Annotated in this window: 22 protein-coding genes; 7 read left to right on the plus strand and 15 right to left on the minus strand. The window is 72.7% G+C overall.

All coding sequences use genetic code 11. The annotated features are described in order from the left end of the window. The first annotated feature begins 203 nt into the window (after positions 1-203). The gene (locus CFP65_RS37790) at positions 204-545 is read left to right on the plus strand and encodes a hypothetical protein (protein WP_168219655.1); all 342 of its coding nucleotides are present in this window, start codon (positions 204-206) and stop codon (positions 543-545) included. 82 nt (positions 546-627) lie between these two features. Here the strand turns inward: CFP65_RS37790 and CFP65_RS37795 are convergent, their stop codons facing one another. From CFP65_RS37795 to CFP65_RS37805, 3 genes are all read right to left on the minus strand, one after another. After that, entirely contained in the window at positions 628-1,383 is a 756-nt protein-coding gene (locus CFP65_RS37795; protein ID WP_104820401.1) for an aminoglycoside phosphotransferase family protein, read from the minus strand. 5 nt (positions 1,384-1,388) lie between these two features. Beyond that, positions 1,389-3,779, minus strand: coding sequence for an excinuclease ABC subunit UvrA (locus CFP65_RS37800; protein ID WP_104820402.1), 2,391 nt, complete (start codon positions 3,777-3,779; stop codon positions 1,389-1,391). A gap of 84 nt (positions 3,780-3,863) precedes the next feature. After that, positions 3,864-4,187 (minus strand): hypothetical protein, encoded by a 324-nt coding sequence (locus CFP65_RS37805; protein ID WP_104820403.1) that lies wholly within the window; start codon positions 4,185-4,187, stop codon positions 3,864-3,866. Between the two features lie 133 nt (positions 4,188-4,320). Here CFP65_RS37805 and CFP65_RS37810 point away from each other — a divergent pair, with 133 nt between their 5' ends. Beyond that, positions 4,321-5,121, plus strand: coding sequence for a DNA-formamidopyrimidine glycosylase family protein (locus CFP65_RS37810; RefSeq protein ID WP_104820404.1), 801 nt, complete (start codon positions 4,321-4,323; stop codon positions 5,119-5,121). Positions 5,122-5,149: 28 nt separating this feature from the next. On the opposite strand, the gene CFP65_RS37815 is transcribed toward CFP65_RS37810, so the two are convergent. The 3 genes from CFP65_RS37815 to CFP65_RS37825 all read right to left on the minus strand — a co-directional run bounded on the left by CFP65_RS37815 (position 5,150) and on the right by CFP65_RS37825 (position 7,404). Next, positions 5,150-5,575 carry a hypothetical protein gene (locus CFP65_RS37815; RefSeq protein ID WP_158702573.1) on the minus strand — a complete coding sequence of 142 codons (426 nt, stop codon included), beginning with the start codon at positions 5,573-5,575 and terminating at the stop codon, positions 5,150-5,152. 178 nt (positions 5,576-5,753) lie between these two features. Continuing rightward, on the minus strand, positions 5,754-6,734 hold the full coding sequence (locus tag CFP65_RS37820) for a DUF2797 domain-containing protein (RefSeq protein WP_104820406.1): 981 nt from the start codon (positions 6,732-6,734) through the stop codon (positions 5,754-5,756). Between the two features lie 37 nt (positions 6,735-6,771). Then, positions 6,772-7,404 (minus strand): uridine kinase, encoded by a 633-nt coding sequence (locus tag CFP65_RS37825; protein ID WP_104820407.1) that lies wholly within the window; start codon positions 7,402-7,404, stop codon positions 6,772-6,774. A gap of 103 nt (positions 7,405-7,507) precedes the next feature. On the opposite strand from CFP65_RS37825, the gene CFP65_RS41955 reads away from it, so the two are divergent. After that, a complete protein-coding gene (locus CFP65_RS41955; protein ID WP_104820408.1) occupies positions 7,508-7,960 on the plus strand; it encodes a Tn3 family transposase in 453 nt (150 codons plus the stop codon). A gap of 106 nt (positions 7,961-8,066) precedes the next feature. On the opposite strand, the gene CFP65_RS37835 is transcribed toward CFP65_RS41955, so the two are convergent. From CFP65_RS37835 to CFP65_RS37845, 3 genes are read right to left on the minus strand one after another with little or no spacing between them, the layout of a single operon-like run. After that, a complete protein-coding gene (locus tag CFP65_RS37835; RefSeq protein ID WP_104820409.1) occupies positions 8,067-9,284 on the minus strand; it encodes a multidrug effflux MFS transporter in 1,218 nt (405 codons plus the stop codon). A 3-nt stretch (positions 9,285-9,287) separates the two neighbouring features. Further along, positions 9,288-9,932 (minus strand): NAD(P)-dependent oxidoreductase, encoded by a 645-nt coding sequence (locus tag CFP65_RS37840; RefSeq protein WP_104820410.1) that lies wholly within the window; start codon positions 9,930-9,932, stop codon positions 9,288-9,290. A gap of 23 nt (positions 9,933-9,955) precedes the next feature. After that, positions 9,956-10,708: an MBL fold metallo-hydrolase gene (locus CFP65_RS37845; RefSeq protein WP_104820411.1), complete on the minus strand. Its 753-nt coding sequence runs from the start codon at positions 10,706-10,708 to the stop codon at positions 9,956-9,958. Between the two features lie 81 nt (positions 10,709-10,789). Here CFP65_RS37845 and CFP65_RS37850 point away from each other — a divergent pair, with 81 nt between their 5' ends. After that, positions 10,790-11,419, plus strand: coding sequence for a winged helix-turn-helix transcriptional regulator (locus CFP65_RS37850; RefSeq protein WP_104820412.1), 630 nt, complete (start codon positions 10,790-10,792; stop codon positions 11,417-11,419). Positions 11,420-11,951: 532 nt separating this feature from the next. Continuing rightward, a complete protein-coding gene (locus CFP65_RS39530; protein WP_158702574.1) occupies positions 11,952-12,146 on the plus strand; it encodes a hypothetical protein in 195 nt (64 codons plus the stop codon). Positions 12,147-12,209: 63 nt separating this feature from the next. On the opposite strand, the gene CFP65_RS39535 is transcribed toward CFP65_RS39530, so the two are convergent. Continuing rightward, complete coding sequence (locus CFP65_RS39535) at positions 12,210-12,458, minus strand: hypothetical protein (RefSeq protein WP_158702575.1); 249 nt, start codon at positions 12,456-12,458, stop codon at positions 12,210-12,212. A gap of 227 nt (positions 12,459-12,685) precedes the next feature. Continuing rightward, entirely contained in the window at positions 12,686-15,628 is a 2,943-nt protein-coding gene (locus CFP65_RS39540; protein ID WP_217368231.1) for a BTAD domain-containing putative transcriptional regulator, read from the minus strand. Positions 15,629-16,135: 507 nt separating this feature from the next. Between CFP65_RS39540 and CFP65_RS37880 the strand changes: the two genes are divergently transcribed. Beyond that, positions 16,136-18,352 carry a tetratricopeptide repeat protein gene (locus tag CFP65_RS37880; RefSeq protein WP_158702577.1) on the plus strand — a complete coding sequence of 739 codons (2,217 nt, stop codon included), beginning with the start codon at positions 16,136-16,138 and terminating at the stop codon, positions 18,350-18,352. Here the strand turns inward: CFP65_RS37880 and CFP65_RS37885 are convergent. From CFP65_RS37885 to CFP65_RS37900, 4 genes are all read right to left on the minus strand, one after another. After that, positions 18,250-18,855, minus strand: a complete 606-nt coding sequence (locus CFP65_RS37885; RefSeq protein ID WP_104820415.1) for a hypothetical protein — start codon at positions 18,853-18,855, stop codon at positions 18,250-18,252. The two genes, CFP65_RS37880 and CFP65_RS37885, sit on opposite strands and share 103 nt — an antisense overlap. Further along, the gene (locus CFP65_RS37890; protein WP_254552782.1) at positions 18,852-20,087 is read right to left on the minus strand and encodes a hypothetical protein; all 1,236 of its coding nucleotides are present in this window, start codon (positions 20,085-20,087) and stop codon (positions 18,852-18,854) included. Before CFP65_RS37890 ends, CFP65_RS37885 begins: the two co-directional genes overlap by 4 nt. 157 nt (positions 20,088-20,244) lie before the next feature. Next, positions 20,245-21,216 (minus strand): LysM peptidoglycan-binding domain-containing protein, encoded by a 972-nt coding sequence (locus CFP65_RS37895; RefSeq protein WP_104820416.1) that lies wholly within the window; start codon positions 21,214-21,216, stop codon positions 20,245-20,247. 157 nt (positions 21,217-21,373) lie between these two features. Beyond that, positions 21,374-21,649, minus strand: a complete 276-nt coding sequence (locus CFP65_RS37900) for a hypothetical protein (RefSeq protein WP_104820417.1) — start codon at positions 21,647-21,649, stop codon at positions 21,374-21,376. A 214-nt stretch (positions 21,650-21,863) separates the two neighbouring features. Here CFP65_RS37900 and CFP65_RS37905 point away from each other — a divergent pair, with 214 nt between their 5' ends. Then, positions 21,864-24,197, plus strand: a complete 2,334-nt coding sequence (locus CFP65_RS37905; protein ID WP_104820418.1) for an FHA domain-containing protein — start codon at positions 21,864-21,866, stop codon at positions 24,195-24,197. Position 24,198 lies beyond the last annotated feature (1 nt).

Raw genomic sequence — 24,198 nt, forward strand, 5'->3', positions numbered from 1 at the left:
AAGGAGTGGCGGCAGTCGGGTGGCGGTGGCCTGCCAGGCTGCCGCCGAACCCCTGCTGAGCTGGGGTTTCGTGGTGCCGAGCGGGCGTCAACTCGGTGCACCGCCAAGAGAGTTGGGAGAAACGTTTCTCCGGATCCGGGCCTCTCTACGCTGGTGAACCGACCCAGAATGATCAACCGCTTTCCCCGAGAGGTACCCCGCTCATGCGCCTCCGTAACGCCGCCGTCGCCGCCTTCGCCGCCATCGCGCTCGCCGTCTCCCTGCCCGGGTCCGCCATGGCCGCCGTCGGCGAGTTCCGGTACAGCTACGCCGACGCCGACGGCTACGAGCACCCCGGCCTGCTCTTCTACCCGCCGAGCGGTGAGTGCCTCAACCTTCCCGGCGCCGACTCCGACGAGCTGGACGCCGCCTACGCCCCCAAGAACGGCACCCGCTCCATCGCCCAGGTCTACCTCGGCGCCGACTGCCAGGGGCCCTCGTTCCTGCTCCGCCCCGGCGGCGGCGCCACCGAGCGCCTGCAGGTCCGCTCCGTGGTCTTCTCCTGAGCCGGACCGTACCGCTGGACCGCCCGGCGGCGTCGAACTCAGCCGCGCCGCCGGGTGCTTCACCCCAGTCGGGCATTCGCGCTCAGCGGAACCGCTCCTCGATCCACCGCGCGTCGGCCAGGTACCGGTGGTGGTGCCCCTCGGCCAGATGCCGCGCGAAGGCCGGATGCCCGGCCCCGGCCTGCTCCCGCATCCAGTCCACCAGCGCCCGCAGCCGGGCCGCCGCGGTGCCCGGTAGGGCGGCACTGTCGCTCGCACTCAATCCGTACGCCTCGGTGAACAGCGCCAGCCGCCGCTGCGCCTGCGCCACCGGCAGGCTGAGCCCCACCTCGTCCGGCGCGTAGAGCGGGACGAAGCGGTACGCGGTGTAGGCGGCGTCCCAGAGCCGAGGCCCGGGGTGCGCGGTGTCGAAGTCGATGAACCCGGTGGGGAGTCCGTCCCGGAAGACGGTGTTGTAGGTGGCCGCGTCCCCGTGGCAGATCACCTCCGCCGGTTCCCGGGACGGGAGTTGCCACAGCTCGTCCGGCTGCCGGGCGAAGGCGGCGGTGGCGTCGTGCAGCCCGCGCAGTAGCCTCGCGGCGGCCACCAGCGAGGCTTCGGTGTGGAGTTCGGGCGCGGAGAAGTCGTGGCCGACCGTCCCGGGCAGGTACTCGACCAACTCCGCCGTGCCGTCCGCGCTCAGCCCGTACGGACGCGGCGCCCCGGCGAAACCCACCGCCCGCAGGTGCCCGAGCAGCCGCTGGACGGTCGGGCTCCACGGCCCGGCCGGCCGCCGGACCAGGCCGCCCTCGCGGACGACCCGGTTCACCCCGCCGACGAAGACCTCCCGGTCGGTCATCGGCCTCACGCCCCCACGTACGCGGCGAGGTGCTCGCCGGTGAGGGTGGAGCGGGCGGCGACCAGGGCGGTCGGGGTGCCCTCGAAGACCACCTGGCCGCCGTCGTGGCCGGCGCCCGGGCCGAGGTCGATGATCCAGTCGGCGTGGGCCATCACGGCCTGGTGGTGCTCGATCACGATCACCGACTTGCCGGCCTCGACCAGGCGGTCGAGCAGGCCGAGCAGTTGCTCCACATCGGCCAGGTGCAGCCCGGTGGTGGGCTCGTCCAGCACGTAGACCCCGCCCTTGTCGCCCAAGTAGGTGGCGAGCTTGAGGCGTTGGCGCTCCCCGCCGGAGAGGGTGGTCAGCGGCTGACCGAGGCTCAGGTACCCGAGGCCGACATCGGCCAGGCGGGCCAGCACGGTGTGCGCGGCCGGCGTCCTGGCCTCGCCCTCGGCGAAGAACTCCAGCGCCTCGCCGACCGACATCGCGAGCACCTCGCTGATGTCCTTGCCCCCGAAGCGGTACTCGAGCACCGAGGCCTCGAACCGCTTGCCCTCGCACTCCTCGCAGGTGCTGGCCACCCCCGCCATCATCGCCAGGTCGGTGTAGACCACCCCGGCGCCGTTGCAGGTCGGGCAGGCTCCTTCGGAGTTGGCGCTGAACAGGGCCGGCTTCACCCCGTTCGCCTTGGCGAAGGCCTTGCGGATCGGCTCCAGCAGCCCGGTATAGGTGGCCGGGTTGCTCCGCCGCGAGCCGCGGATCGCGCCCTGGTCGACCGAGACCACGCCCTCCGCCGCCGGGATCGACCCGTGGATAAGCGAGCTCTTGCCCGAGCCCGCCACCCCGGTGACCACGGTCAGCACCCCGAGCGGCACGTCCACGTCCACCTTGCGCAGGTTGTTGGCGGTGGCACCGCGGATCTTCAGCGCGCCGGTGGGCTTGCGCACGCTCTCCTTGAGCGCCGCCCGGTCGTCCAGGTGACGCCCGGTCACCGTGCCGCTGCCGCGCAGCCCGTCCAGCGGGCCCTGGTAGCAGATGGTGCCGCCCGCCGAACCGGCCCCGGGCCCCAGGTCCACCACGTGGTCGGCGATCGCGATCGCCTCCGGCTTGTGCTCGACCACCAGCACCGTGTTGCCCTTGTCGCGCAGGCGCAGCAGCAGCCCGTTCATCCGCTCGATGTCGTGCGGGTGCAGCCCGATGGTGGGCTCGTCGAAGACGTAGGTGGTGTCGGTGAGCGAGGAGCCGAGGTGGCGGATCATCTTGACCCGCTGGGCCTCGCCACCGGAGAGGGTGCCCGAGGGCCGCTCCAGCGAGAGGTAGCCGAGGCCGATCTCGACGAAGGAGTCCAGGGTCTGGCGGAGCGATTCGAGCAGCGGCGCCACCGAGGGCTCGTCCAGCCCCCGCACCCACTGCGCCAGGTCGGTGATCTGCATCGCGCAGGCGTCCGCGATGGAGACACCCTTGATCTTGGAGGCCCGGGCCCCCGGGGCCAGCCGGGTGCCCGCGCAGTCCGGGCAGGTGCCGAAGGTGACCGCGCGCTCGACGAAGGCGCGGATGTGCGGTTGGAGGGTCTCGGTGTCCTTGCTCAGCATCGAGCGCTGGATCCGGGGCACCAGGCCCTCGTAGGTCATGTTGATGCCGGCGATCTTCATCCGCACCGGCTCCTGGTACAGGAAGGCGTGCAACTCCTTCTTGGTGTACTTGCGGATCGGCTTCTCGGGGTCGTAGAAGCCGGACTCCGCGTAGAGCCGCCCGTTCCAGCCGCCAGCCGTGTACCCGGGCACGGTGATCGCGCCCTCGGCGAGCGACTTGGTCTCGTCGTAGAGCTGGGTGAGGTCGACGTCGGAGACGGAGCCCCGGCCCTCGCAGCGCGGGCACATCCCGCCGGTGCGGTCGAAGGTGGCCCTGACCGTCTTCCGGTCGCCGCGCTCCACGGTGATCGCGCCGCTGGCCTTCACCGAGGGCACGTTGAAGGCGTAGGCGCTGGGCGGGCCGATGTGCGGGTCACCCAGTCGGCTGAACAGGATCCGCAGCATCGCGTTGGCATCGGTCGCGGTGCCGACGGTGGAACGCGGATCGCCGCCGAGCCGCTGCTGATCGACGATGATCGCCGTGGTCAGCCCTTCGAGCACGTCCACGTCGGGGCGGGCCAGGGTGGGCATGAAGCCTTGGACGAAGGCGCTGTACGTCTCGTTGATCAGCCGCTGCGACTCGGCGGCGATGGTGCCGAAGACGAGCGAGCTCTTGCCCGAGCCGGACACGCCGGTGAACACCGTCAGCCGCCGCTTGGGCAGCTCGATGCTCACGTCCTTGAGGTTGTTCACCCGGGCGCCGTGCACCCGGATGCGGTCGTGGCCGTCGGCCACGTGCCCCGGCTCGGACGCCTTCGCGCCCGTCTTGGCGGTCTTGCTCATGGTCTCTCCAGTCCCTCGCACCAGCGGCTCAGGACAGACCCTAGGCGGCGCGGGCCCCCGCGCGCTTCTCCATCCGTGCTCGCGTCAGGAGAAGATCACCGAACGGAGCTTCAGCCTGTCGCCGAGCTTCTTGCCGGGGTTCATCACGTAGTACGTGTCGCCGTTGCAGTCGAGGTCGAGGAAGACGGTGGCGGTCGCGTTGGTGAAGTTCTTCGGAGTGGAGACCGGGGTGTCCTCGGTCGCCCCGTCGAGGTTGAGGCACACACCGCTGGTCGGGTCGGCGAGCAAGGACTCGCCGGCCGCAGTCATGTACAGGAAGTCGCCGGTGGCCGCCTGTGCGGAGTTCGGGACGGCCAGGGTGAGCAGCAGGGCACCGGCAGCGGCGGTGAGGGAGTGGCGCAGACGCACGGGAGTTCTCCAACGTGACGGGGACGGTCAGGTCGGGGACCACGTTAGGGAGGGTCGGACGCGGCCGAACGATTCTGCTGTGCACCGCCCGCGTGTCCACGCCCTCCGTCGGTGCCACTCGTACGATGGAGGCGTGCCCGAAGGAGACACCGTCTACCGCGTCGCCGCCCAGCTGCACGAGGCTCTCGCCGGGCAGCTGCTCACCCGTGCCGAGCTGCGCGTCCCGGCTCACGCCACCGCCGACCTGACCGGCCGCCAGGTGCTGGCCACCGTGCCCCGGGGCAAGCACCTGCTGACCCGGATCGAGGGCGGCCTCACCCTGCACACCCACCTGCGGATGGACGGCCGCTGGCAGCTGCTGCGCCCCGGCGAACCGTGGACCGGCGGCCCCGCGCACCAGATCCGCGCCGTGCTCGCCACCGACTCCGCCGTCGCGCTCGGCTACCGTCTGCCGGTGGTCCAACTGCTGGGCACGGATGAGGAGTCAAGGGTGGTCGGCCATCTCGGCCCGGACCTGCTCGGCGCCGACTGGGACGCCGTGGAGGCCCTGCGCAGGCTCGCCGCCGACCCGGCCCGCCCGCTCGGCGAGGCGCTGCTCGACCAGCGCAACCTGGCCGGCATCGGCAATGTCTACGCGAACGAACTCTGCTTCCTGGCGAGCGTCACGCCCTGGACGCCGGTCGGCGAAGTCGCCGTCCTGGAAAGGCTGTTGGCCCGGGCGCAGCAGCTGCTGGAGCTCAACAAGCTGCGACCGGGCCACATCACCACCGGCACCACCCGGCCGGGGCGGCAGCACTGGGTGTACGGGCAGGGGCGGCGCCAGTGCGCCCGCTGCGGCAGTCGGATCGGGGTCGCCGAGCACGACCGGGAGCGGCCGGCCTACTGGTGTCCGCGCTGTCAGCGCGGCCCGGCGCCGGCGCCCCGCCGGGGCTGAGCAGGTGGCCTCCGTTGACGGAGGATTCCTAGTACGGGGCGGTACAGGTGGTGACCTGCTGGGTGAGGTCGGCGACCGGGGCCGTGGTGGCGCAGACGATGCTGCGCTCGTTGGTCACCACCTTCGGGGTGGCCAGCCGGATCGAGCCCTGCTGCACGGAGGTGGTCGAGGCGGCCGTCAACCACGGGCTGCCCCAGGCCCGCTGGGTCTTCAGCTCGACGCGGACCAGCACCGGCCGGGCGTCGGTCACGGTGAGTTCGGTGAGCCCGCTGACGCCGGCGCTGCTGCGCTCCTGCCAGACGCAGGGCTTGCCCGCGACGGTCTCGGCGGCGCAGACGGTGGGGCTCGCGGAGATGGCGCCCGAGGACGCGGTGGCGAAGGCCGAGCCGGGCAGCACGACGGTGGCGGCTATACCAGCTGCGGTGGCGACAAAGGCTGCGATGTGGGTACGCATGTGCAGTCCCTCCCAATGATTCGAAGGCTTTTGGCCCTGATGTGGGCGAGTCTATACACAACGTGTCCAGTGGCTCACTGTGCGCCGCGTCACACGATGGGTGACTGGCTGAATACTGTGGGCGAGCAAAGTGTCCACATGGTGGCCGGGTGGCGACAGGCACGGGAAGGGGCCCAGCTCAGAACAGGGCGGTCTGCTCGCCGGTCGGTTCGGGGCGGCGGTGGGTGCGGAGAGTCACACCGTGGGCGATGTGTCCGGAACCGAGCGGTCCGGAATCAGGCGGCTCGGATCCGGCCTGCGCGGGCGTGCGTCGGGCCGGCACGAGCCGCCAGCCCGTCAGCAGTCGGGTGTCGAGCAGCAGGGGCGGCGCGCCCGCCGTCGGCTCCTCGGTGTCGAGGAAGAGGTAGCGCCCGACCGGGGCCCGGAGCCGTCCGGCCAGCAGGGCGCCCTCGGCCAGGGCGGTCACCTCGCGGTAGACGGGTGGGGCGCCCTCGGCCAGGCCGTACAGCCCGCACTGGTCCACCAGCGGTGCCTCCGGCAGGAGTTCGAGCCCGTGCCCGTCGAGCACCCGCAGCACCGCCGCTCGCAGCTCGGCCAGCTGGGCCCGCCGCTCGGCCGCCGCGGGCAGGCCCCACCAGCGCTCGTGCTTCACCCGGCCGGTCAGCCGCTCGCGGGCCAACCCGGCCTGGGCCACGGTGAGTTCGGCTCGCCGGATGGCGGGCAGCGGCCCCCGGGCGACGAAACCGTAGGTGAGCGCGGCCTGCTCCTCCAGGCGGCTGGTGCCGCGCTCCTCGGCGGTCAGGCCCACCTTGAGCAGCCCGGCGCCGAACCAGGCCAGGTAGAGCCGGTAGGTCTTCCCGTTGTCGTGGATGTTCTGGCCCCTGGCCAGGGCCAGCCCGATGTCCACGCCCTGGCAGGGCTCGCACTGCACCGACCGCGCGGCGGGGGCCAGCTCGGCGCGGTGCGGGCAGGGGCGGTGGCCGGTGGCGGTGCGGGCGCCGGTGCAGCGGCGCGGGCCGGCCAGCCGCCAGCCGATCTCGGTGCCGGGCGCGACCACCCGCTGGTGCACCAGCTCACCCCGGGCAGCCGTCAGCACCGGTCGGCCCTCGAGCCACCGCAGGCCCGTCGCCGTCCACCCGGCCGTCTCCTCCTCCGCCACGGTCGCCCACCCTACGGGGAGCCACTGACAGCGCCTTTCAGCGGCTGACCAGGGCGGGGTGCCGGGGGTCGTCGCAGCGCACCGTCAGGTCCGCCTCGCCCGCCGGGTCGGTCTCCGCCGCGTACCGGGCGAAGGCGGGGAGGGTCCACTGCTGGTCCGCGGGCGTGCGGCGGGCCAGGGCGGCGGGGCTGAGCATCAGGTGCACGGTCAGGTCCCAGGGCAGCCACCGGCCGAGCAGCAGCGGCCCGTCCACCAGCACCACCCCGCCAGGCGCCAGCTCGGTGTACGGCGCCCGGGTGGCCCGGTCGGTCAGCGGATCCCAGAGACTGGGCAGCACCCGCCCGCTCCCGCCCGGCTCCAACGGGTCGAGCACCTCGCGCGCGAGGGCACCGTCGTCCAGCCAGGAGTCGAAGTACGCGTCCGGATCCCGCCGGCCGTGCTCCAGCCGCACCGAGGCCGGCCGCAGGAACCCACCGGCCGGCACCCGCAGCACCGGCCGCCCCCGCACCCGCAGCGGCTCCACCAAGGCCTCGGCCAACTCCTCCGGCCGTGCGGCCGGAGCCCCGTCCACCGCCACCCTGACCCGCCGCCCACCCGCCACGGAGAGCTCCACCACCCGGTCGGCCACCAGCTCGACCAGCCGCTCGAACGAGATCGGTTCCACCTTCATCGCCCCATCCTCGCCGACGCCCCCACCCCCGCTCCCGCCGGGACGGCCCTGTTCTCCCGAAGCTACGGCGAGGTGACACGTAGCTCTCTGAAGCGGATCCGGGGTGCGCTTGTCAGCGTTTTTGATCTTCTGGGCCCATCTGGGGCTGTGCTCGGCGAGGTTGGTCCGGGCTGGAGGAGGACCAGGAGCGGCTGCGGAACAAGTCGGAGGCGAACCGTTTGGGGTTCGCGCTGTTGCTCGAGTTTTTCGAGGCGCCGAGCTGCGGCGCGAGATCAACGACGGGCTCCAGGTCGTGGAGAACCGGAACTCCGCCGACCACGACCTGTGCGACGGCAAGGACGGCGACCTGACCGGCTCCGACAAGGAGTCGCAGGAGAGCTCGATGCCGGCGCTGCACCTGCTCCGGTCCCCGCTGGTGCACGTCGACACCCTGCTCCTCCAGGACATCCTCGCCGAGGAGAAGTGGCACAAGAAGCTCAGCGGTGCCGACCGGCGAGCCCTGTCCCCGCTGTTCTGGACGCAGGTGAACCCTACGGCCGGTTTGAGCTGGACATGAAACTCCCACCTCGACCTCGTTGCCGCCGTGACGGCCTCAGTGCCCGGCCCGCGCAGCAGCGAGCCGGGCACAGCCCCGGCCTGACGGGCTCGCCGGGCGGGGCCCGTCAGGGCCTGACGGGCAGCCTCGGGCAGCCCGGGACGGGCGTGGAAGGGCCGGGCCGGGTGAGGACGGCGAGTGTGAGCAGAGCGAGCGCGGGCAGCACGGCGACGACGATTCCCATCGGCAGGGCGTCGGTTGCGCCACCCGCGCCGGCCAGCGGAGCAAGTGCCCCGCCGATCATGAACTGACTGAAGCCGAGCAGAGCGGCGGCCGACCCGGCGTGTCCGCCGTGGTCGGCCAGGGCCTGGGCCGCGGCGTTCGGCATGACCAGGCCCACGCTGGAGACCAGGACGAACAGGCCGATCAGGAGCACGGGCAGGGGTGCACGTGTCAGCACCGCGCCCAGGACCGTGGCACCACCGACTGTCGCGCCCAGCAGACCGGCGAGCAGCAGCACGCGGGCGCCGGCCCGGGCCACCAGCCGGCCGCTGATCCGGGCGGCCGCAATGAGTCCTGAGGCGTTGACGGCGAACACGGCGCTGTACTGCTGCGGTGACAGGCCGTGGATTTCCTGCAGGACGAACGGCGAGCCGGAGATGTAGGCGAACATCGCCGCGAAGACCAGGCCGTTGGCCAGCACGTACCCGGTGAAGACCCGGTCGCTGAGCAGCTGCCCGAAGACAGCCGGCAGCGGCTGGCGTGACGCGGAAGAACGGGTCTCCGGCAGTCCTACGGCGGAGGCCGCCAGCATCACGGCGCCGAGTACGGCCAGGCCCACGAAGATCCCCGGCCAGGCCGTGACGCGCAGTAGCTGGCCGCCGAGGACCGGCGCGAACACCGGCGCCAGGCCGGTGATCAAGGTCAGCGCGGAGAAGAGACGTGCGGTGCGGGTTCCGGAGGTGCGGTCGCGGACCATGGCGTTGGCGATGACGATGCCGAACGCCCCGCCGATGCCCTGGACCAGGCGTAGGCCGATGAGTGTCCGGACGTCGGGTGCCACCGCGCAGAGCGCGCTGGCGATCGTGTAGAGGGCGAGGCCCGCCAGCAACGGACGCCGCCGGCCGTAGGTGTCGCTCAGCGGCCCGGCGATCAGCTGCCCGATGGCCAGCCCGGCCAGGCAGGCGGTGACGGTGAGCTGGGTGGCCGCGGCGCCGGCGCGCAGGTCGCCGGCGAGGTCCGGCAGCCCGGGCAGGTAGCCGTCGATGGACAGTGGCCCCAGGGCCACGAGCGCTGCGAGCAGGACGATGAATCGGGTTTGCCGGCCGGCGGCGTCGTTGCTCATGGCTCAGTACGCCACGGTGATGCGGCGGCGGATCGCGGTGCCGCTCTCGATCGTGTCGGCCAGGGCGATCGCGTAGTCGGCGTACGAGATGCGGCTGTTGCCGTCGTCGTCGGTGAGCAGGGTGTCCCCGGCGCTGCGGTAGGCCCCGGTCCGCTCGCCCGCTCCGATGACTGCGGCGGGCGACACGTACGTCCAGTCGAGGTCGTGCACGCCGCGGTAGAGGTCGAGCGCTTCGGACTGGGCCTCGGCGTTGGCCTTCCACAGCGCGGGGAAGTCCGGGGCGTCCATGACCCGGCCGCCGGTCGGCGTGCGGAGGCTACCGGCGCCGCCGATGGTGACCAGGCGGGTGACGCCGGCTCGGCGGAGTCCGTCGATCAGCGCACGGGCGGCACCGAGGATCGTGGCGCGGTCGTTCTCCTGGCCGATCCGGGGGCCGACGGCCGACAGTACGGCGTCGTGGGCGGCGGCGAGGTCGGCGACCGCAGCGGCGTCTGTCACGTCACCGGCGGTCACGGTCAGGGCCTTGTGCTCGAGTCCGTCGATGTGGCCGGCTCGGGTGACCGCGGTGACGGTGTGGCCGCGACGCAGCAGCTCCTCGGTGGTGGGCCGGCCGATGTTGCCGCTGGCACCGAACAGGACGATCTTCATGTGTTGCTCCTTGGTTCTGATGGTCACAGGACGGGCTGGCCGTCGGCGACGATGGCCGCGGTGATGCCGCGCTCGGCGGCGGCGTGCTGGAAGCGCTGCTCGATGTCGGGTTGTTCGGTGTAGAACGGCGGGTTGTGGAACAGGCCGTAGTGCATGGCGCAGACGGTGCCGGCGCCGAGCGCGACGGCGGCCTCGACGCCCTGCTCGGGGGTCATGGTCGCCGGGACGTTGGCCGCGTAGCCCTCGAAGTGGGCGATGACGCCGTTGACCGGGACGAACGCGACGTCGAACGGGCCGTGGTCGCGGGCGATCTGCCACCAGCTGCCGTGCCATTGGGTGTCGCCGCAGTGGATGATTCGCCGGCCGGCGCCTTCGACGACCCAGGCGACCTGGTCGCAGTCGTTGCCGCGCCAGTCCAGTGAGGTCACCGGGGTGACGGTCAGCTCTCCGATGCGGCGTGACTGGCCCAGGTCTTGGGCGACGGGGGTGATGCCCGCCTCGTGCAGCGCCGCCGCGCTGGGGGTGTGGCAGCCGATCGTGCCGGTGGCCGCGATCCGGGCGATCAGGTCGTGGTCGTAGTGGTCGGGGTGCAGATGGGTGATGAGGGCGTGGGTGCCGGGCGGGGTATCGACCGGGTCGACCGGCCGGTGCGGCGGCCCCATCACCGGCGCCAGCGGAGCGACGTTCTCGAGCGGGTCGATCAGCAGGCGGGTGCTGCGGAGACGGATCTCGACGCCGGCCCAGGCCAGCCGACGCACCGAAAGGGTTGGGGTCATGGGCAGTGACGCTAGACCGACCTTGTTGAGAAAGTCAACAAGCAAGTTTTGAATCTCAATGCCGCGATGTAGAGTGCTGGCATGCGCACCTACGGGCAGTACTGCGGCATCGCGAAAGCACTGGACACCATCGGCGACCGATGGACCCTGCTGATCGTCCGTGAACTGCTCGCCCTGGGTCCGTGCCGGCACACCGACCTGCGCAACGGGCTGCCCGGGATCGCCAGCAACCTGCTGGTCGACCGGCTCCGCGAACTCGAGGAAGCCGGCCTGATCCGCCGCGAGGCCGCCCCACCGCCGGTGGCCACCGCCCTGTTCTCCCTCACCGAGCGCGGCCGCGAGCTCGAGCCGGTGCTGCAGGAACTGAGCCGGTGGGGCGTGCCGCTGTTGCGTGAGCCGGGCAGCAACGACACCTTCCGCACCCACTGGCTGGACGTGCCCGCCCGAGCACTGACCGACCACCGCCCCGACCAGCCGGCCATCGCCCTGCAACTGCACGCCGACGGCAACGAAGACCTGGTCATCGAAGTCAAGGACGGCTCGGTGCACACCCACGCCGGCCGGGTCGACCACCCCACCGCGTCACTGACCGGACCGCCGCACCTGCTGGCCGCGACCCTGCTCGGCGACCTCGATCTGAGCGCCGCAGTACAGCAAGGCCTGCGGATCAGCGGCGAACGCGAGGCAGTACTGCGCATCCTGCCCCGCTGATCGACCGGCCGCTCGCGGGCCTGCGATCTCAAGCTCTACCGGTTCTGGGCCGGTCTCAAAAACGGTCCTTTGCCCCCAACTCACCGCGCCGGCCGACCACCTCACCGCCCACGGCCTGGTCCTGGAGATGCTCGCCGGGCCCCTGCTCGGCATCTACGACCCCACCGCCCGGGCAAGCTGCTGTTCGCGTTCTTCGCGGCGATGGCGGAGACCGCGCGGGAGAACATCCGCGAGTCGACCCTGGAAGGGCTCGACACCGCAGGCCGCAAGGGCAAGCACGGCGGCCGGCCGCCGGTCATCACCGACGACATGCTCCCCACACCGTGCTCCGGCGCCGCGCGAGGGGAGAGTCCGTTGGGCAGAGCCAGCCCGACCTGTTCATCCCCACCGGCAAGCGCAAGGGCCAGAACCCCTCCGTGGCCGGCATCTACCGGGCGCTCGCCGAGCAGCACGCCAAGCGCGACAGGGCCGGGACTGGACGGCCGCCCGGGGCCGGCGCAGGCTGGAGGGGATCCCGAAGAAGGAGCACGTCATGTCCGACCAGAACGCCGGTTCCGCGATGGCTGGCCGCCTCGGCGGCAAGGAGACCCGCGACATGGAGGACATCCGGGCGGCCGACCCCGAAGAGGGCGTCACCAGCGCCCAGACCGCCCACGCCTTCGAACACGACGCCGCCGAGGGCCCCCGCGCCGACGACCAGGGCCAGCCCTCGGACGGGGCCAGGTAGCACGTCGGCCCGGCCGTCACCGCAGTGACGGCCGGGCCGACGGGGCATCGCCCTGCTCGACCGTTACATGTCCAGATGGATGTGCGTCGGGTAGCAGGCCTGGATCGCCTTGGCATGGGCGAGGTCGGACGCGAGCGAGCCGGCCGGGGCGATGGCCGCCGGCGTGACGCGGACCGGGGCGGTGACCGTCACGACGGGGACCGGGGTGGTCGCCGGCGTGGTGGTGGCCGCGACGGCGACCGTGGTGGTGCATATGGAGGCAGCGATGCAGACGGCGAAGACGGTGCCTGCACGGCGGCGCTTTGTGCCCATTGACAACCCACTATCTAATGGATTAGATTCGACATGAATGATGGCCCCCGGTGTCGAAATTTCGAAAACCGGCGCCATTGGGGTGATCATGCCGTGGCGAAGGCTGGCGAAGCAAAACGCCGTGCGCTTATGCGGGTGCCGTGCATCACTCGTGTGCGAGTGACCGCCGAGCGGTATCGATATCGTGATGCATTCGAATTCACGTGCGAGAAAGGGGGATGACTTTCTCAGTCACCGCCCGGGGGGTGCTCGCCGGTCGGTCGCACGCTCTGCAGTGCGCTGTCGAGTCGCCGCTCCAGCTCGCGCGCCCCGAGTGCGTGGGCCACTTGAGCGCCCTCCGCGAGGTGGGCCGCGCTGCGATCCGGGTGACCGAGCGCCAGTTCGGCTTGGCCCGCGCCGAAGAGTGCCTGGGCGCGGCCGCGGTCGAAGCCGATGGCGAGGCAGATCTGCAGCGCGTGGAGGTGCGCGCTGAGGGCCGACTGGGCATCTCCGGACCGGAGGTGGACATCCCCCAACGCGGTGAGCGAGGCAGCTTCCTTCGGGTGGTCGTTGAGCCGCCTGAAGACCGATATCCCGTGGCGGCAGTGTTGAACGGCGATGTTCCGTTCGCGCGGGAGGTCGAGGAAGCTGGACAGATTGACGCGGAACGTGGCCAGCTCGATCTCGGCGACGTGGCCCGCTCCGATGGCGATGGCCTGTTCTTGGGCCCGCCGCGCGGATATCAGGTCGCCGCGGTGCTCGTAGCAGTCGGAGAGGTTGTTCAGAGCGATCGCCTCCCGTCGGAAATCCCGCGACTTCCGAATTCCGGCCAATGCGTACGTGAGGCTGACGAGCGCTCTTTCCGAATCCCCTTGCTGAAGGAGGGTGACGCCCAGTGCATTCAATGTGCGCGCGCGATTGACGCTGTCGCCGAGCCGGTTCCAGGTGTCCAGGGATTTCTGAAGGTAATGCAGTGCCCTGGTCAGATCGCCGCTCTGTCGGGTGGCCACCCCCAGGTGGAGGAGAGCCTCGGCGTGACCGCTGCGGTCGCCCGCCGAGCGGGCCAGGGTGGAGGCGCGGCGGCTCTCGGCGGCCGCCGCCTCGTAGTGCGCGGTGCGGGTGTGGACCGCGCTGAGGCTGATGCGTGCGTGCGCCTCGAGCTGGGGCTCCGCGGCGAGCCGCCAGTGCGAGGCCGCCGCCCGGTGCATGGCCTCGGCCTCGGGCCAGAAGCCCGCGTGGTCGAGGTGCTCACCGAGCACGTGGGCCAGCCAGTCCGCCTCCTCGTCGAGCCCGTTGGCCGCAGCGTGCCGGTGGAGGCCGATCAGGGCGTCGCAGGACCGGTTCAGCCAGGCTCTCAGTCGGTCCTCGTCCGGCCAGGACTCGGGCCGCGGATAGTGCGGCGGGACGGGCAGTCGCAGCCGCGGGTAGGCGGACCGGTCGGCCAGGTCGACCGCCACCACGGCCCAGCGGGCCAGCCGGCGGGTGGCGGCCGTGAGTTCGGCGGCGGAGCCCTCCTCGGTGCGCAGTTCGGCCGCGTAGCTGGCCACCAGGTCGTGGTAGCGGTAGCGCTCGGCCTTTGGCTCCTCCAGGAGGGATCGGTAGAGCAGGTCCTCGATCATGCGATCGGCGTGCGCGGTGCCCCGGCCGATCAGGGCGGCGGCGTCCTCCGGCCCGAAGTCCGGACCGGGGTGGAGGCTCAGCAGGCGGAAGGCACTGCGCTGGTCGGCGGTGAGGGCCCGGTAGGAGGCGGCGAAGACGCGGCGGACCGAGTGGTCGTCGTTGCCGAACTCGCTGAGCAGGCCGTGCTGGTCGGAGAGGCGTCGGAGGAGGTCGCTCAACTCCCAGGCCGGGCGGCCGCGCAGGTGGCTGGCGGCCAGGGTGATCGCGAGGGGCAGCCGACCGCAGCGCTCCACGATGTCCAGGACCAGGTCCGGATCGGTGGCCCGGTCGAGGCCGACCAGGCGGTTGAAGAGCGCAACGGCGTCCTCGGTGGCCAACTGGTCGAGGAAGACGGTCTTCGAGTCGGGCAGCCCGACCAACCGGTGGCGGCTGGTGACCAGGGTCAGCGACGCGCGGGACTTCGGTAGGAGCGGCCGGACCTGGTCGGCGTGGGCGGCGTCGTCGAGGACGAGGAGCACGCGACGGTTGCACAGCTCCGCCTGCCAGCGGTCCTGCAACTCCTCGGGGTCGCGGGGGATGCTCTTCGCCGGCAGGCCGAGCGCGCGCAGCAGGCGGGCCAGGGCGGCCTCCTGGGTGAGCGGGGTCTGGCCGGGCTTGTGGGTGCGCAGGTCCAGGTGGAGCTGGGCGTCGGGGAAGAGCTCCCGCAGCCGGTCGGCGGCGTGCAGGGCGAGCAGTGACTTGCCGGCGCCGCCGAGTCCGCAGATGGTCTCCACCCGGACGGCGCCGCCCGGTCTGCTGTCCAGGCCGGTGAGCCGGGCCAGTTCGTCCGCCCGGCCCTCGAGCGGGGAGAGGGTCGGCAGGTTGGACGGGCCGAGCAGCCGCGCTGCGCCGCGGGGGGCGGCGGAGGAGGGTGGCGGGATCAGCTCGGCCACCGGAGACTGCTGGAGGAGCCGTTGGTGCAGACGGGCGAGCGGTTCACCGGGCCCGGTGCCCAACTCGCTGCGCAGCGCTCGGAAGGTGGCTTGGCAGAGCGCGAGTGCCGCCCCCTGCCGCCCGCAGCCGTACAGCGCCGTCACCAGGAGCCGGACGAGCTCCTCGTCGTGCGGGTGCTGGTCGAGCTGGGGCGCGAGTTCGATGGCCAGATCGTCGAAGCGGCCGAGGCGGAGCGTGGCCCAGCCCCGGGCCAGGGTGGCCGCGAAGCGCTGGTCGGTCATCGACTGGCGGGCCGACTCCGCCCAGTCGGTCACGAGGCCGGTCAGCGCCTCGCCGCGCCAGAGCCGGTCGGCGTCCTGGTAGGTCTCGACGGCACGTTCGTCGTCACCGGAGTCGGCGTACGAGCGGGCCTGGTGCACGAGCCGCAGGAACTGCTGCCAGTCGATCGTCTCCGGGTCGGCCGTCAGCTCGTAGGCGTTGCCGGCGGTGACCACGGCTGGTCGGCTGCCCTCGTCGAGCCCGGGTTCGGCTTCGACCGCCTTGCGGAGGATCACGCGTAGGCGAGCGGCCAGGGTGTGGAGGTTGCCGGTCGGATCCTTGGGCAGGTTCTCCTCGTCCCAGATCCGGTCGATCAACACGGAATGACGAATGGCTTTCCCGTGCTCCCTCGCCAATGCGGCGAGTAGCGTGCCCTCACGACGGCGGCCCAGCGGCAGCACCAGATCGGGGGTCTGAACGTCCACTTTTCCGAGCAACCGGATCAGCACAGGCCCCCCACAGGGTGGTTTGCCCCCACCGCCTGTGGGAGCATGACAGACCCTGCTCCGCAGGGCCAGACCATCTGACAAGGGGAACAGAAAGCTACCGAAAAATCCACCAACTTCGCGCACCAAACGCCTAATTGACGTGACGTCAGAGTGACCGGTGAGGTGCTGCGGGAGCAAAGGACTGAAGGGTGGCCGATGGGGTCGACTGTCGTTGGATCCGTGGAGGCGGCGCTGAGGTTGGCCGGCATCGTGCAGTTGGAGGAATTGGCCCGGATTGTCGGGCTGGTGGTGGGGGAATTCGATCGTCCGAATGGGATTGGTGAGCGCATTCGGAGGCCGGATGGTGGGCCGGAATGGGCGGTTCGGCTTTCTCGGGAGTTGGTCGGACTTTCGCAACTCGATGCGGCGCTGGGGGAATGGGCCGGGGCGGTGCTGCGGGGTGCGGGGGAGGTGGTGAACGGCATCTCCGGGGCGGCCCGGGTGTACGGGGCGGCGGTGCAGGCGCGGGAGATCCACGGTGGGGTGCACGTGCACGGGGCGGTGCCGGCGGTGGAGCTGCCGGTGCCGCGGCAACTGCTGGCGCCGCCGGGGTGTTTCGTGGGGCGGGCGGCGGATGTGGTGGTGCTGGAGCGGAGCCGGGACGCGACGGGCGGGCTGCTGGTGGTGCTCAGCGGGCCGGCCGGGGTGGGGAAGACGGCGTTCGCCTCGTACTGGCTGCAGGGGCTGACGGGGGAGTACCCGGACGGGCAGCTGTACGTGGACCTGCGGGGGTACGCGCCGGAGGGGCCGGGCGCACAGGCCGAGCCGGTGGAGGCGTTGGGCGGGCTGCTGCGGGCGTTCGGGATCAGCTCGGTGCCGGGTACGGCGGGGGAAGGGGCGGCGCTGTGGCGGTCGTTGACCGCCGGGCGGCGGTTGGTGCTGATGATCGACAACGCCTTCTCGGCCGCGCAGGTGCGGCCGCTGCTGCCCGGGGCGCCGGGGAGCCTGGTGGTGGTGACCAGCCGGAGCAGGCTCACCGGGCTCGGGATCGACGGTGCGGTGTTCCACCAACTCGACAGGCTGGAAGCCGAGTCGGCGATCGAGATCCTGCGGGGGCGGGTCGGCGCGGCCCGGGTGGCCGCCGAGCCGGAGGCGGCGCGGGCGGTGGTGGAGCGGTGCGACGGGCTGCCGTTGGCGGTCTGCGTGGCGGCCGCGCGGATAGCCTCCCGCCCCCGCCAGTCGCTCGCGGTGACGGCGGCGGCGCTGGACGGGGAGGCGGACCGGCTGGCGGCCCTGCGGTTGGAGGGGACGGCGAGCGCGGTGCGGGGCGCCCTGGACGCCTCGTACCGCTGTCTCGGGCCCGAGGCAGCTCGGCTGTACCGGCTGCTGGGGCAGTTGCCGGTGGCGGTGTTCGGGGCGGCGGTCGCGGCGGCGGCGTACGGGAGCGAGGCGGCGCTCCGGCCGGGGCAGGAGGAGCTGCTGCTGGAGGCGCTGGCGGAGGTCAACCTGGTGGAGGAACTTGGGCCGGACCGGTACCGGTTCCACGATCTGGTCCGGCTGCACGCAAGGGAGTTGAACGCCGAAGGGGAGGACGCGGCGGTCCGTCGGGTGGCCGAGTGGTACCTGAGCGCGGCGACGGCGGCCGAGGCGCTGATCACGCCCACGCACCGGCGGTTGGCACGGGACTACCTCGCGGTACGGCCGCTGCCGCCGGTGCCCTTTGCAGCGGACCGGGCGGCGGCGCTGGCCTGGTTGGAGCAGCAGCAGGACGAGCTGGCGGCGGTGCTGCGATCCGCGGCGGAGCGTGGCTGGGACGGGCTGACCTGGCAACTAGCCGACGCCATGTGGCCGTTGTACCACCGGCTGCGGCCGTACCCGCTCTGGATCGAGGGCACGGCGCTGGGGCTCGCCGCAGCCAGGCGGACGGGGGATCCGGCGGCCGTCGGGCGGATGCTCACGGACGGCGGGGGCGGGTTGCGCAACGGCGGGCGCCCGGAGGAGGCGGTGCCGCTGTTCGCCGAGGCCCTGGAGCTGGCGCGGCGGGACGGTACCCGGCTGGAGGAGGCCCAGGCCCTGCACGGGCTCGGGCAGGCGCACAATCTGGCGGGTCGGCCGGGCGAGGCGGTCCGGTACTTCGAGGAGGCGCTCGCGCTGCGCCGGGAGATCGGCTACGACCGGGGTGCCGCACTCTCGGTGCTGATGCTCGGCGACGTGCGGATCGCCCTGGGTGAGCTGGACAGTGGATTGGACCTGCTGGCTCGAGCCCGGGCGGAGCTGCTCGCCCTGCCGGATCCGTACGAGGCGGCCAGGGCGCTCGCGCTGTCGGGGCGGGCTCGGATCGGCGGCGGTGAATTCGCCCTGGCGGAGGAGGAGTTGGCGGCGGCGCTGGCCGAGTTCCGGAGCTGCGGATCGCGGCACTGGGAGGCGCACACGATCGAGATGCTGGGGGAACTCGCCGTAGCGCAGGGGGAGTTCGAGGCTGCCCGGGTGCGGTACGGCGAGTCCCTGGAGATCTACCGGTCGGTCGGTGCGCCCGACTCCGTCCGGCTGGAGGGGAGGATCAGCGCGCTGCCCGGCGGGCCCGGCGGGCCCGACCAGGAGAGGGCCAGGCAGTGACCGGGCCCGGGGCGGGCGATGACCTCGACCGGGTGGTCCGGCCGCCAGCGGTGGCCGGCGGCGAGGCGGGCGTGGGTGAGGGAGCCGAGGAGGAGGGCGGCGGCCCAGGGGCGGGGTGGATCGGCGAGGCGGGCGAGCAGGGGCGAGCCCGCCCGGGGGTGGAGCAGGACGGTGCCGTCCGCCGTGGCCACGGCGGCCACCGCGCAGCCCGGGTGGTCGGCGAGGAGTCGCTCGGCCGCCGATGCGGCCGCGCGGAGGCCGCCGGTGACGGCGAGGTGGAGGACGTCGGCCAGCTGGGTGGCCGGGGGCACGGCCGGGCCGGGGGCGGGCCGCCGGGAGTCGGTGAGGCGGGGTGCCCGTACGGCCGCTGGGGTGGGCGGGTCCTCGGCCCGGCAGGTGAAGTGGCGGTCGATGAAGGGGGGTTGGGCGAGCTGCACCTCGGTGAGGCGGAGCCGGTGCACCGTCGGCCGGAGCCGGTGGGCGGTGAGGCGGGGCGGCTTCACGGGCGGACCGCCGGGAGGGGGAGCGGGAAGTCGAGCGGGGCGGTGACGGGGTCGTAGGCCGGCTCGCCGAGGCCGAGGAGGCGGTAGAGGAGGCGGCGGACCTTGCGGTTGAAGCGGCCGGGCTCGGAGGTGATCCGGCGGGCGATGGCGGCGTACTCGGCGGGGCGGTACTCCTGCCGGGCGTAGGCGAGTTGGGCGGGGAGCGGGTGGGAGGCGGAGAGGGCGGGGGCCGTGCGGGCCAGGGTGGCGGCGGCCGAGTCGGGGTTGACGTCCTCGAAGGGGAAGCGGGCCAGCAGGATCGGGGCCCTGGTCATGGTGGCGTAGAGGGTGACGGAGCCGTGGTCGCCGATCACGTAGTCGGCGGCGATCAGCAGGGCGCGCCAGTCGGTCTCCGGCGGGAGCAGGTGGACGGCCTGGCCGGCGGCGCCGGCGAGCCAGGCCTCGAGCTGCCAACGGCCCGCGAAGGACCAGACGTTGGGGTGGACGAGCAGGCCGGTGCGGAAGCCGGCCGGGGGCAGTTCGGCGAGCAGGCGGGGGAGCAGGGCGTCGAGGCGGTTGAAGGAGGAGCCGAGGCCCCAGGTGGAGGAGACCAGGACGAAGCGGTCCTCCGGGCGCAGGCCGAGGGCGTGGCGGTAGGCCTCGCGGAGGTGGCGGCTGGCGGCGATCCGGTCGTGGCAGGAGTCGCCGACCACCTCGGCGACCGGCAGGGCCTCGGGGCAGCTGTGTTCGAGCATGGTGAGTTCGGCGCGGTGGGCGAGCGCGATGGCGGCGGGCACCACGCGGCCGGCCCAGGTGAGGTACGGGCGGCCGAGGCCGCCGACGGTGCGGTGCGGACCCTCGGCGGGGCGGGAGAGTTTGATCGAACCGGCGCCGTGCGGCAGCCGGACCAGCGGGCCGCGGATCTGCTCGATGCCCTGGGAGCCGGCCGCGAGCGCGAGGTCGAACTCGGTGGCGACGGCCTCGGGCCAGGGGAGCACGGCGCAGCCCAGCCCCCGGAGGAAGTCGTGCACCCCCTCGTTGAAGGCGTGCGGCGCGATGGTGAAGACGACCTGGACGCGCAGGTCGGCCCGGAGCAGCTCGAAGATCTCGCGCAGCCGGACGGCGTAGACGAGGGTGTGCACCACCACCAGCACCCGCTTGCACTCCGGCAGTGTCCCCCACTGGCCGGGGGCCCGGCGCACCGGTGCGGGCCGGCGGAGGGTCTCGGTGGATCTGGATTCGGACGGCTTCATCTGCTGTCCCCCCTTGGGACCGGTCAGTCGACCGGTCGGTCCCGTGGCCGCCAACTCGCGGCCACGGTAGGAGAGTTGCCCGGGTGTGCTGCCAGCCGCCGGTCCAGGTCCTTGCGGAAACCTTGCAGGCCCGCCTCAGTGGTGGGTCCGTCGAGGGTCAGCGCAGGATGCGCAGCACCTGGCCGGGGGTGAGGGGCTCGTCGGGGGTCAACTCGTTGGCCTGGGCGAGGAGGTCTGCGGTGGTGTTGAATTCGGCGGCGAGGCCGGGGAGGGTGTCGCCGGGCTGGACGGTGTAGCGGCGGCCGCCGTAGTCGCGCTCGAGGTCGTGGAGTTGGCGGGGGCCGGGGATGCCGTCGGCCTCGGGGCCGGAGTCGCCGAGGAGGAGTTGGTAGCGGCGGAAGCTCTCGGTGTCGGCCGCCGTCCAGTCCGGGCCCGGGTCGGCGGGGGTGCCGGTGGGGGTGGAGCAGCCGGCGGCGGCGAGCATCACGCGCAGGGTGGCCAGGTGCGGGCCGCTCGCGCCGGGCCCGTACGGGCGGCCGTCGATCACCACGGGGTGGCGGCCCTGGCCGGGGATGGTGAAGCCGGCGGCGGGGAGGTCGTCGACCCCGGCCTCTTGGCCGAAGTAGGTGACGCCCCGGCGGCCGCGCCAGGCCGGATCGGCACAGACCAGCCCCTCGGGGTAGTCCGGGTACCCGTAGGAGTCCACGTAGGCCGAACGGCGCTGGTACACCCGCTGGTAGACGCCGTCGCCCTGGGGCGAGCCGTCGTCGTTGGTGTTGCCCGCGATCACGGTGAGGGTGTCGGCGTCGTAGCCGATGCAGATGCCGGTGTGCTCGCCGCCGGCGCCGTACGGGTTGTCCGGGGTGCCGAAGAGCACCTGGGCGCCGACCGCCGGGTACACCGAGAGCCGGCCGCGCTGGTCGAACCAGGCGCGGGCGGTGCCGCAGGAGGCGGTGTTCGGGAAGACCCCGCCGTTGCCGCTCTCCCGGGCCACGGCCGAGACGAAGTCGGCGCACCAGGGCTCGGCCGGCCGGCCGAGCTCGGTGGAGAAGCGGTTGCGGTTGTTCGCACCCTCGCGGTAGCCGAGGTAGCTCTGGGCGGTCTCGATCATGGCCCTCGCGCCGGACATGTCGCCTCCAAAAGGTGCCGGGGCCCTGCCAACGAGAGTCGGCGGACCCCGGTTACGGAGAACGTTCGTCAACGAGCGAGCGGAGGGAGCACGCGGCCCGGCGGACAGTGCGCCGGGGGCACGCGGCGGCTGCCCACGCGCCCCCGGGAGGCGGCCGTCACTGGGGCGCCCTCGCACCCCCGCCCGCCTTGGCGCCCTCGACCATGGCCTGGTGCACATTGCGCGCGGTGGCCTCGTCGGCCGCCCGGACCGGGCTGCCGGCCACGGTGAACCAGTCGATCGAGCCGGTGTACTGGATGGTCAGCCGGGCCTCACCGTCGATCCACATCGTGTGTAGGGTCAGGTCACCGGTGATCGCACCGATCTCCTCGGTGAGCACCCCGCCGTGCCCGGCGTGGATGGACTGCGTGGTCCAGGTCGCCCAGGTGTTCACAACGCCTCCCCGGTCTGCGGCCGACGGCCATGATTGAACATGCGTCAACAGTTACCCGCCACCGTACCCCGCAGGCTTGGATGTCACCTGTACGAGGGCGCGGCGTGGCCGGGAGGTGACCCCCGGTGGCCGGTCCCAGGCGTCACGGGCGCCCCGGGGGTGGCCCGATCGGCGAGTCGGGCGCCCCGGGGGCCGGACGGCTAGCCTGGACGGTATGGGAGAGCGACCGCTCGCGCCCAGGGCGCCACAGCTCCTGCTGGAGACCGACGGCGACTCGCAGCTGATCAGCCCGAGTCGTGAGTACCACATCGGGCGCGACCCGACCGGCGAGATCGTGCTCACCGACCCGAGGGTCTCCTGGCACCACGCCCTGCTGCACGCCGACGACGGCCACTGGGCGCTGGACGACACCGGATCGACCAACGGCACCTTCGCCGAGGGCCACCGGATCAGCCACCTGGACCTCACCCCCGGCAGCACCGTGCGCTTCGGCGGCCCCGACGGCCCGTACGCGACCCTCGGCGCGCTGCCCGAGCCGACCGCCGTGCGCCAGCAGCCCTCCGCGCTCACCTCGATCACCGGCTCCTACCGCCCGCCGACCAGCGTGCGGCCGCTGCCCGCGCGGGTGGTGCGGATCGGCCGGGCCGCCGACAACGACCTGGTGCTGGAGGACCTCTCGGTCTCCCGGCACCACGCCGAGCTGCGGGCCCGCCCGGACGGCCGGTACGAGATCGCCGACACCGGCAGCCACAACGGCACGTACCTGAACGGCCAGCCGGTGCTGGACGCGCTGGTCGGTCCGCAGGACCTCATCGGCATCGGCCACTCGGTGTTCTGCCTGGTCGGCGACGAGCTGCAGGAGTTCACCGACAGCGGGGACGTGGACCTGGACGTGGAGGGCCTGGTGGTGAAGGCCGACGGCGGGCGGGTGCTGCTCGACCACGTCACCTTCCCGGTCGGGCAGAAGTGCCTGCTGGCCGTGGCCGGGCCGAGCGGGGCCGGCAAGTCCACCCTGCTCAACGCGCTCACCGGCCTGCGGCCCGCCGACGAGGGCAGCGTCCACTACGACGGCCGCGACCTCTACCGCGACTACGCCGAGCTGCGCCGCCGGATCGGCCTGGTGCCGCAGGACGACATCCTGCACACCCAGCTCACCGTGCGCCGGGCGCTGGGCTACGCCGCCGAACTGCGCTTCCCCGGCGACACCGCCCCGGCCGAACGGGCCGCCCGGGTGGCCGAGGTGATCACCGAACTCGGCCTGGACCAGCGGGCCGACCAGACCATCGCCAGCCTCTCCGGCGGCCAGCGCAAGCGGGTCAGCGTGGCCCTGGAGCTGCTCACCAAGCCCTCACTGCTCTTCCTCGACGAGCCCACCTCCGGGCTCGACCCGGGGATGGACCGCTCGGTGATGCAGATGCTGCGCAGCCTGGCCGACGACGGCCGCACCGTCATCGTGGTCACCCACAGCGTGCTCAGCCTCGACCTCTGCGACCGGCTGCTGCTGCTCGCCCCCGGCGGGAAGACCGCCTTCTACGGCCCGCCCGGCGAGACCCTGCCGTTCACCGGCCACCAGCAGTGGCCGGAGGCCTTCGAATCCTTCGAGCACGACACCGCCCGCGACTGGGCCGGCGACTTCCGCCGCTCGCCCGAGTACCGCCGCTACATCGCCGACCGGATCGACCGCCCGCGCCGCACCCCCGCCGAGGCCCCCGCCCCGGTGGAGCCGCCGCCACCTCAGGGCTGGTTCGCCCAACTCCGCACGCTGGTACGGCGGTACGCCACCGCGCTGGCCGCCGACAAGGTCTTCCTGGCCGTGATGATCGCGCTGCCCTTCGTGATGGGCGCGATGGCGCACGCGCTGGCCGGCAGCAAGCTGGACCAGAACAGCGCGCTCAACGCCCTGCTCATCCTCTGCGTCGGCGGGGTGCTCACCGGCGCGGCGAACGGGGTGCGCGAGCTGGTCAAGGAGCGGGTGATCTACCAGCGCGAACGGGCCGTCGGGCTCTCCCGCTCGGCCTACCTCGGATCGAAGATCGTGGTGCTCGGCACCGTCACGGTGGTGCAGGCCGTGGTGCTCACCATGGTCGGGCTGGCGGGGGTGCGCCTGAAGCCGCAGGGCGGCTCCGGCGTCTTCCTGCCACCGCTGTTCGAGCTGACGCTGGCCGTGGCGCTGCTCTCGCTCACCGCGCTGATGCTCGGCCTGGTGGTCTCCGCGCTGGTCAAGAAGGAAGAGGTGACGATGCCGCTGCTGGTGCTGCTGGCCATCGTCCAGGTGGTCTTCTGCGGCGCTCTGCTCCAACTGAACGGCGTGCCGGTGCTCGACCAGTTCTCCTGGCTGATCCCCTCCCGGTGGGCGCTCGGCGCGATGGCCGCCACCCTCGACCTGCACGCCATCGTGCCCGGCAAGCTCACCGCCGACCCGCTGTTCGCGCACCGCGCCTCCACCTGGCTGCTCGACATGGGGATGCTGGTGGTGCTCTCGGTGGTCTTCGGCCTGATCGTGCTGCGGCTGCTGCGCCGGCACGAACCCGCCGTCATGCGGCGGTGAG

The sequence above is a fragment of the Kitasatospora sp. MMS16-BH015 genome, from assembly GCF_002943525.1.
Taxonomy (GTDB): Bacteria; Actinomycetota; Actinomycetes; order Streptomycetales; family Streptomycetaceae; genus Kitasatospora.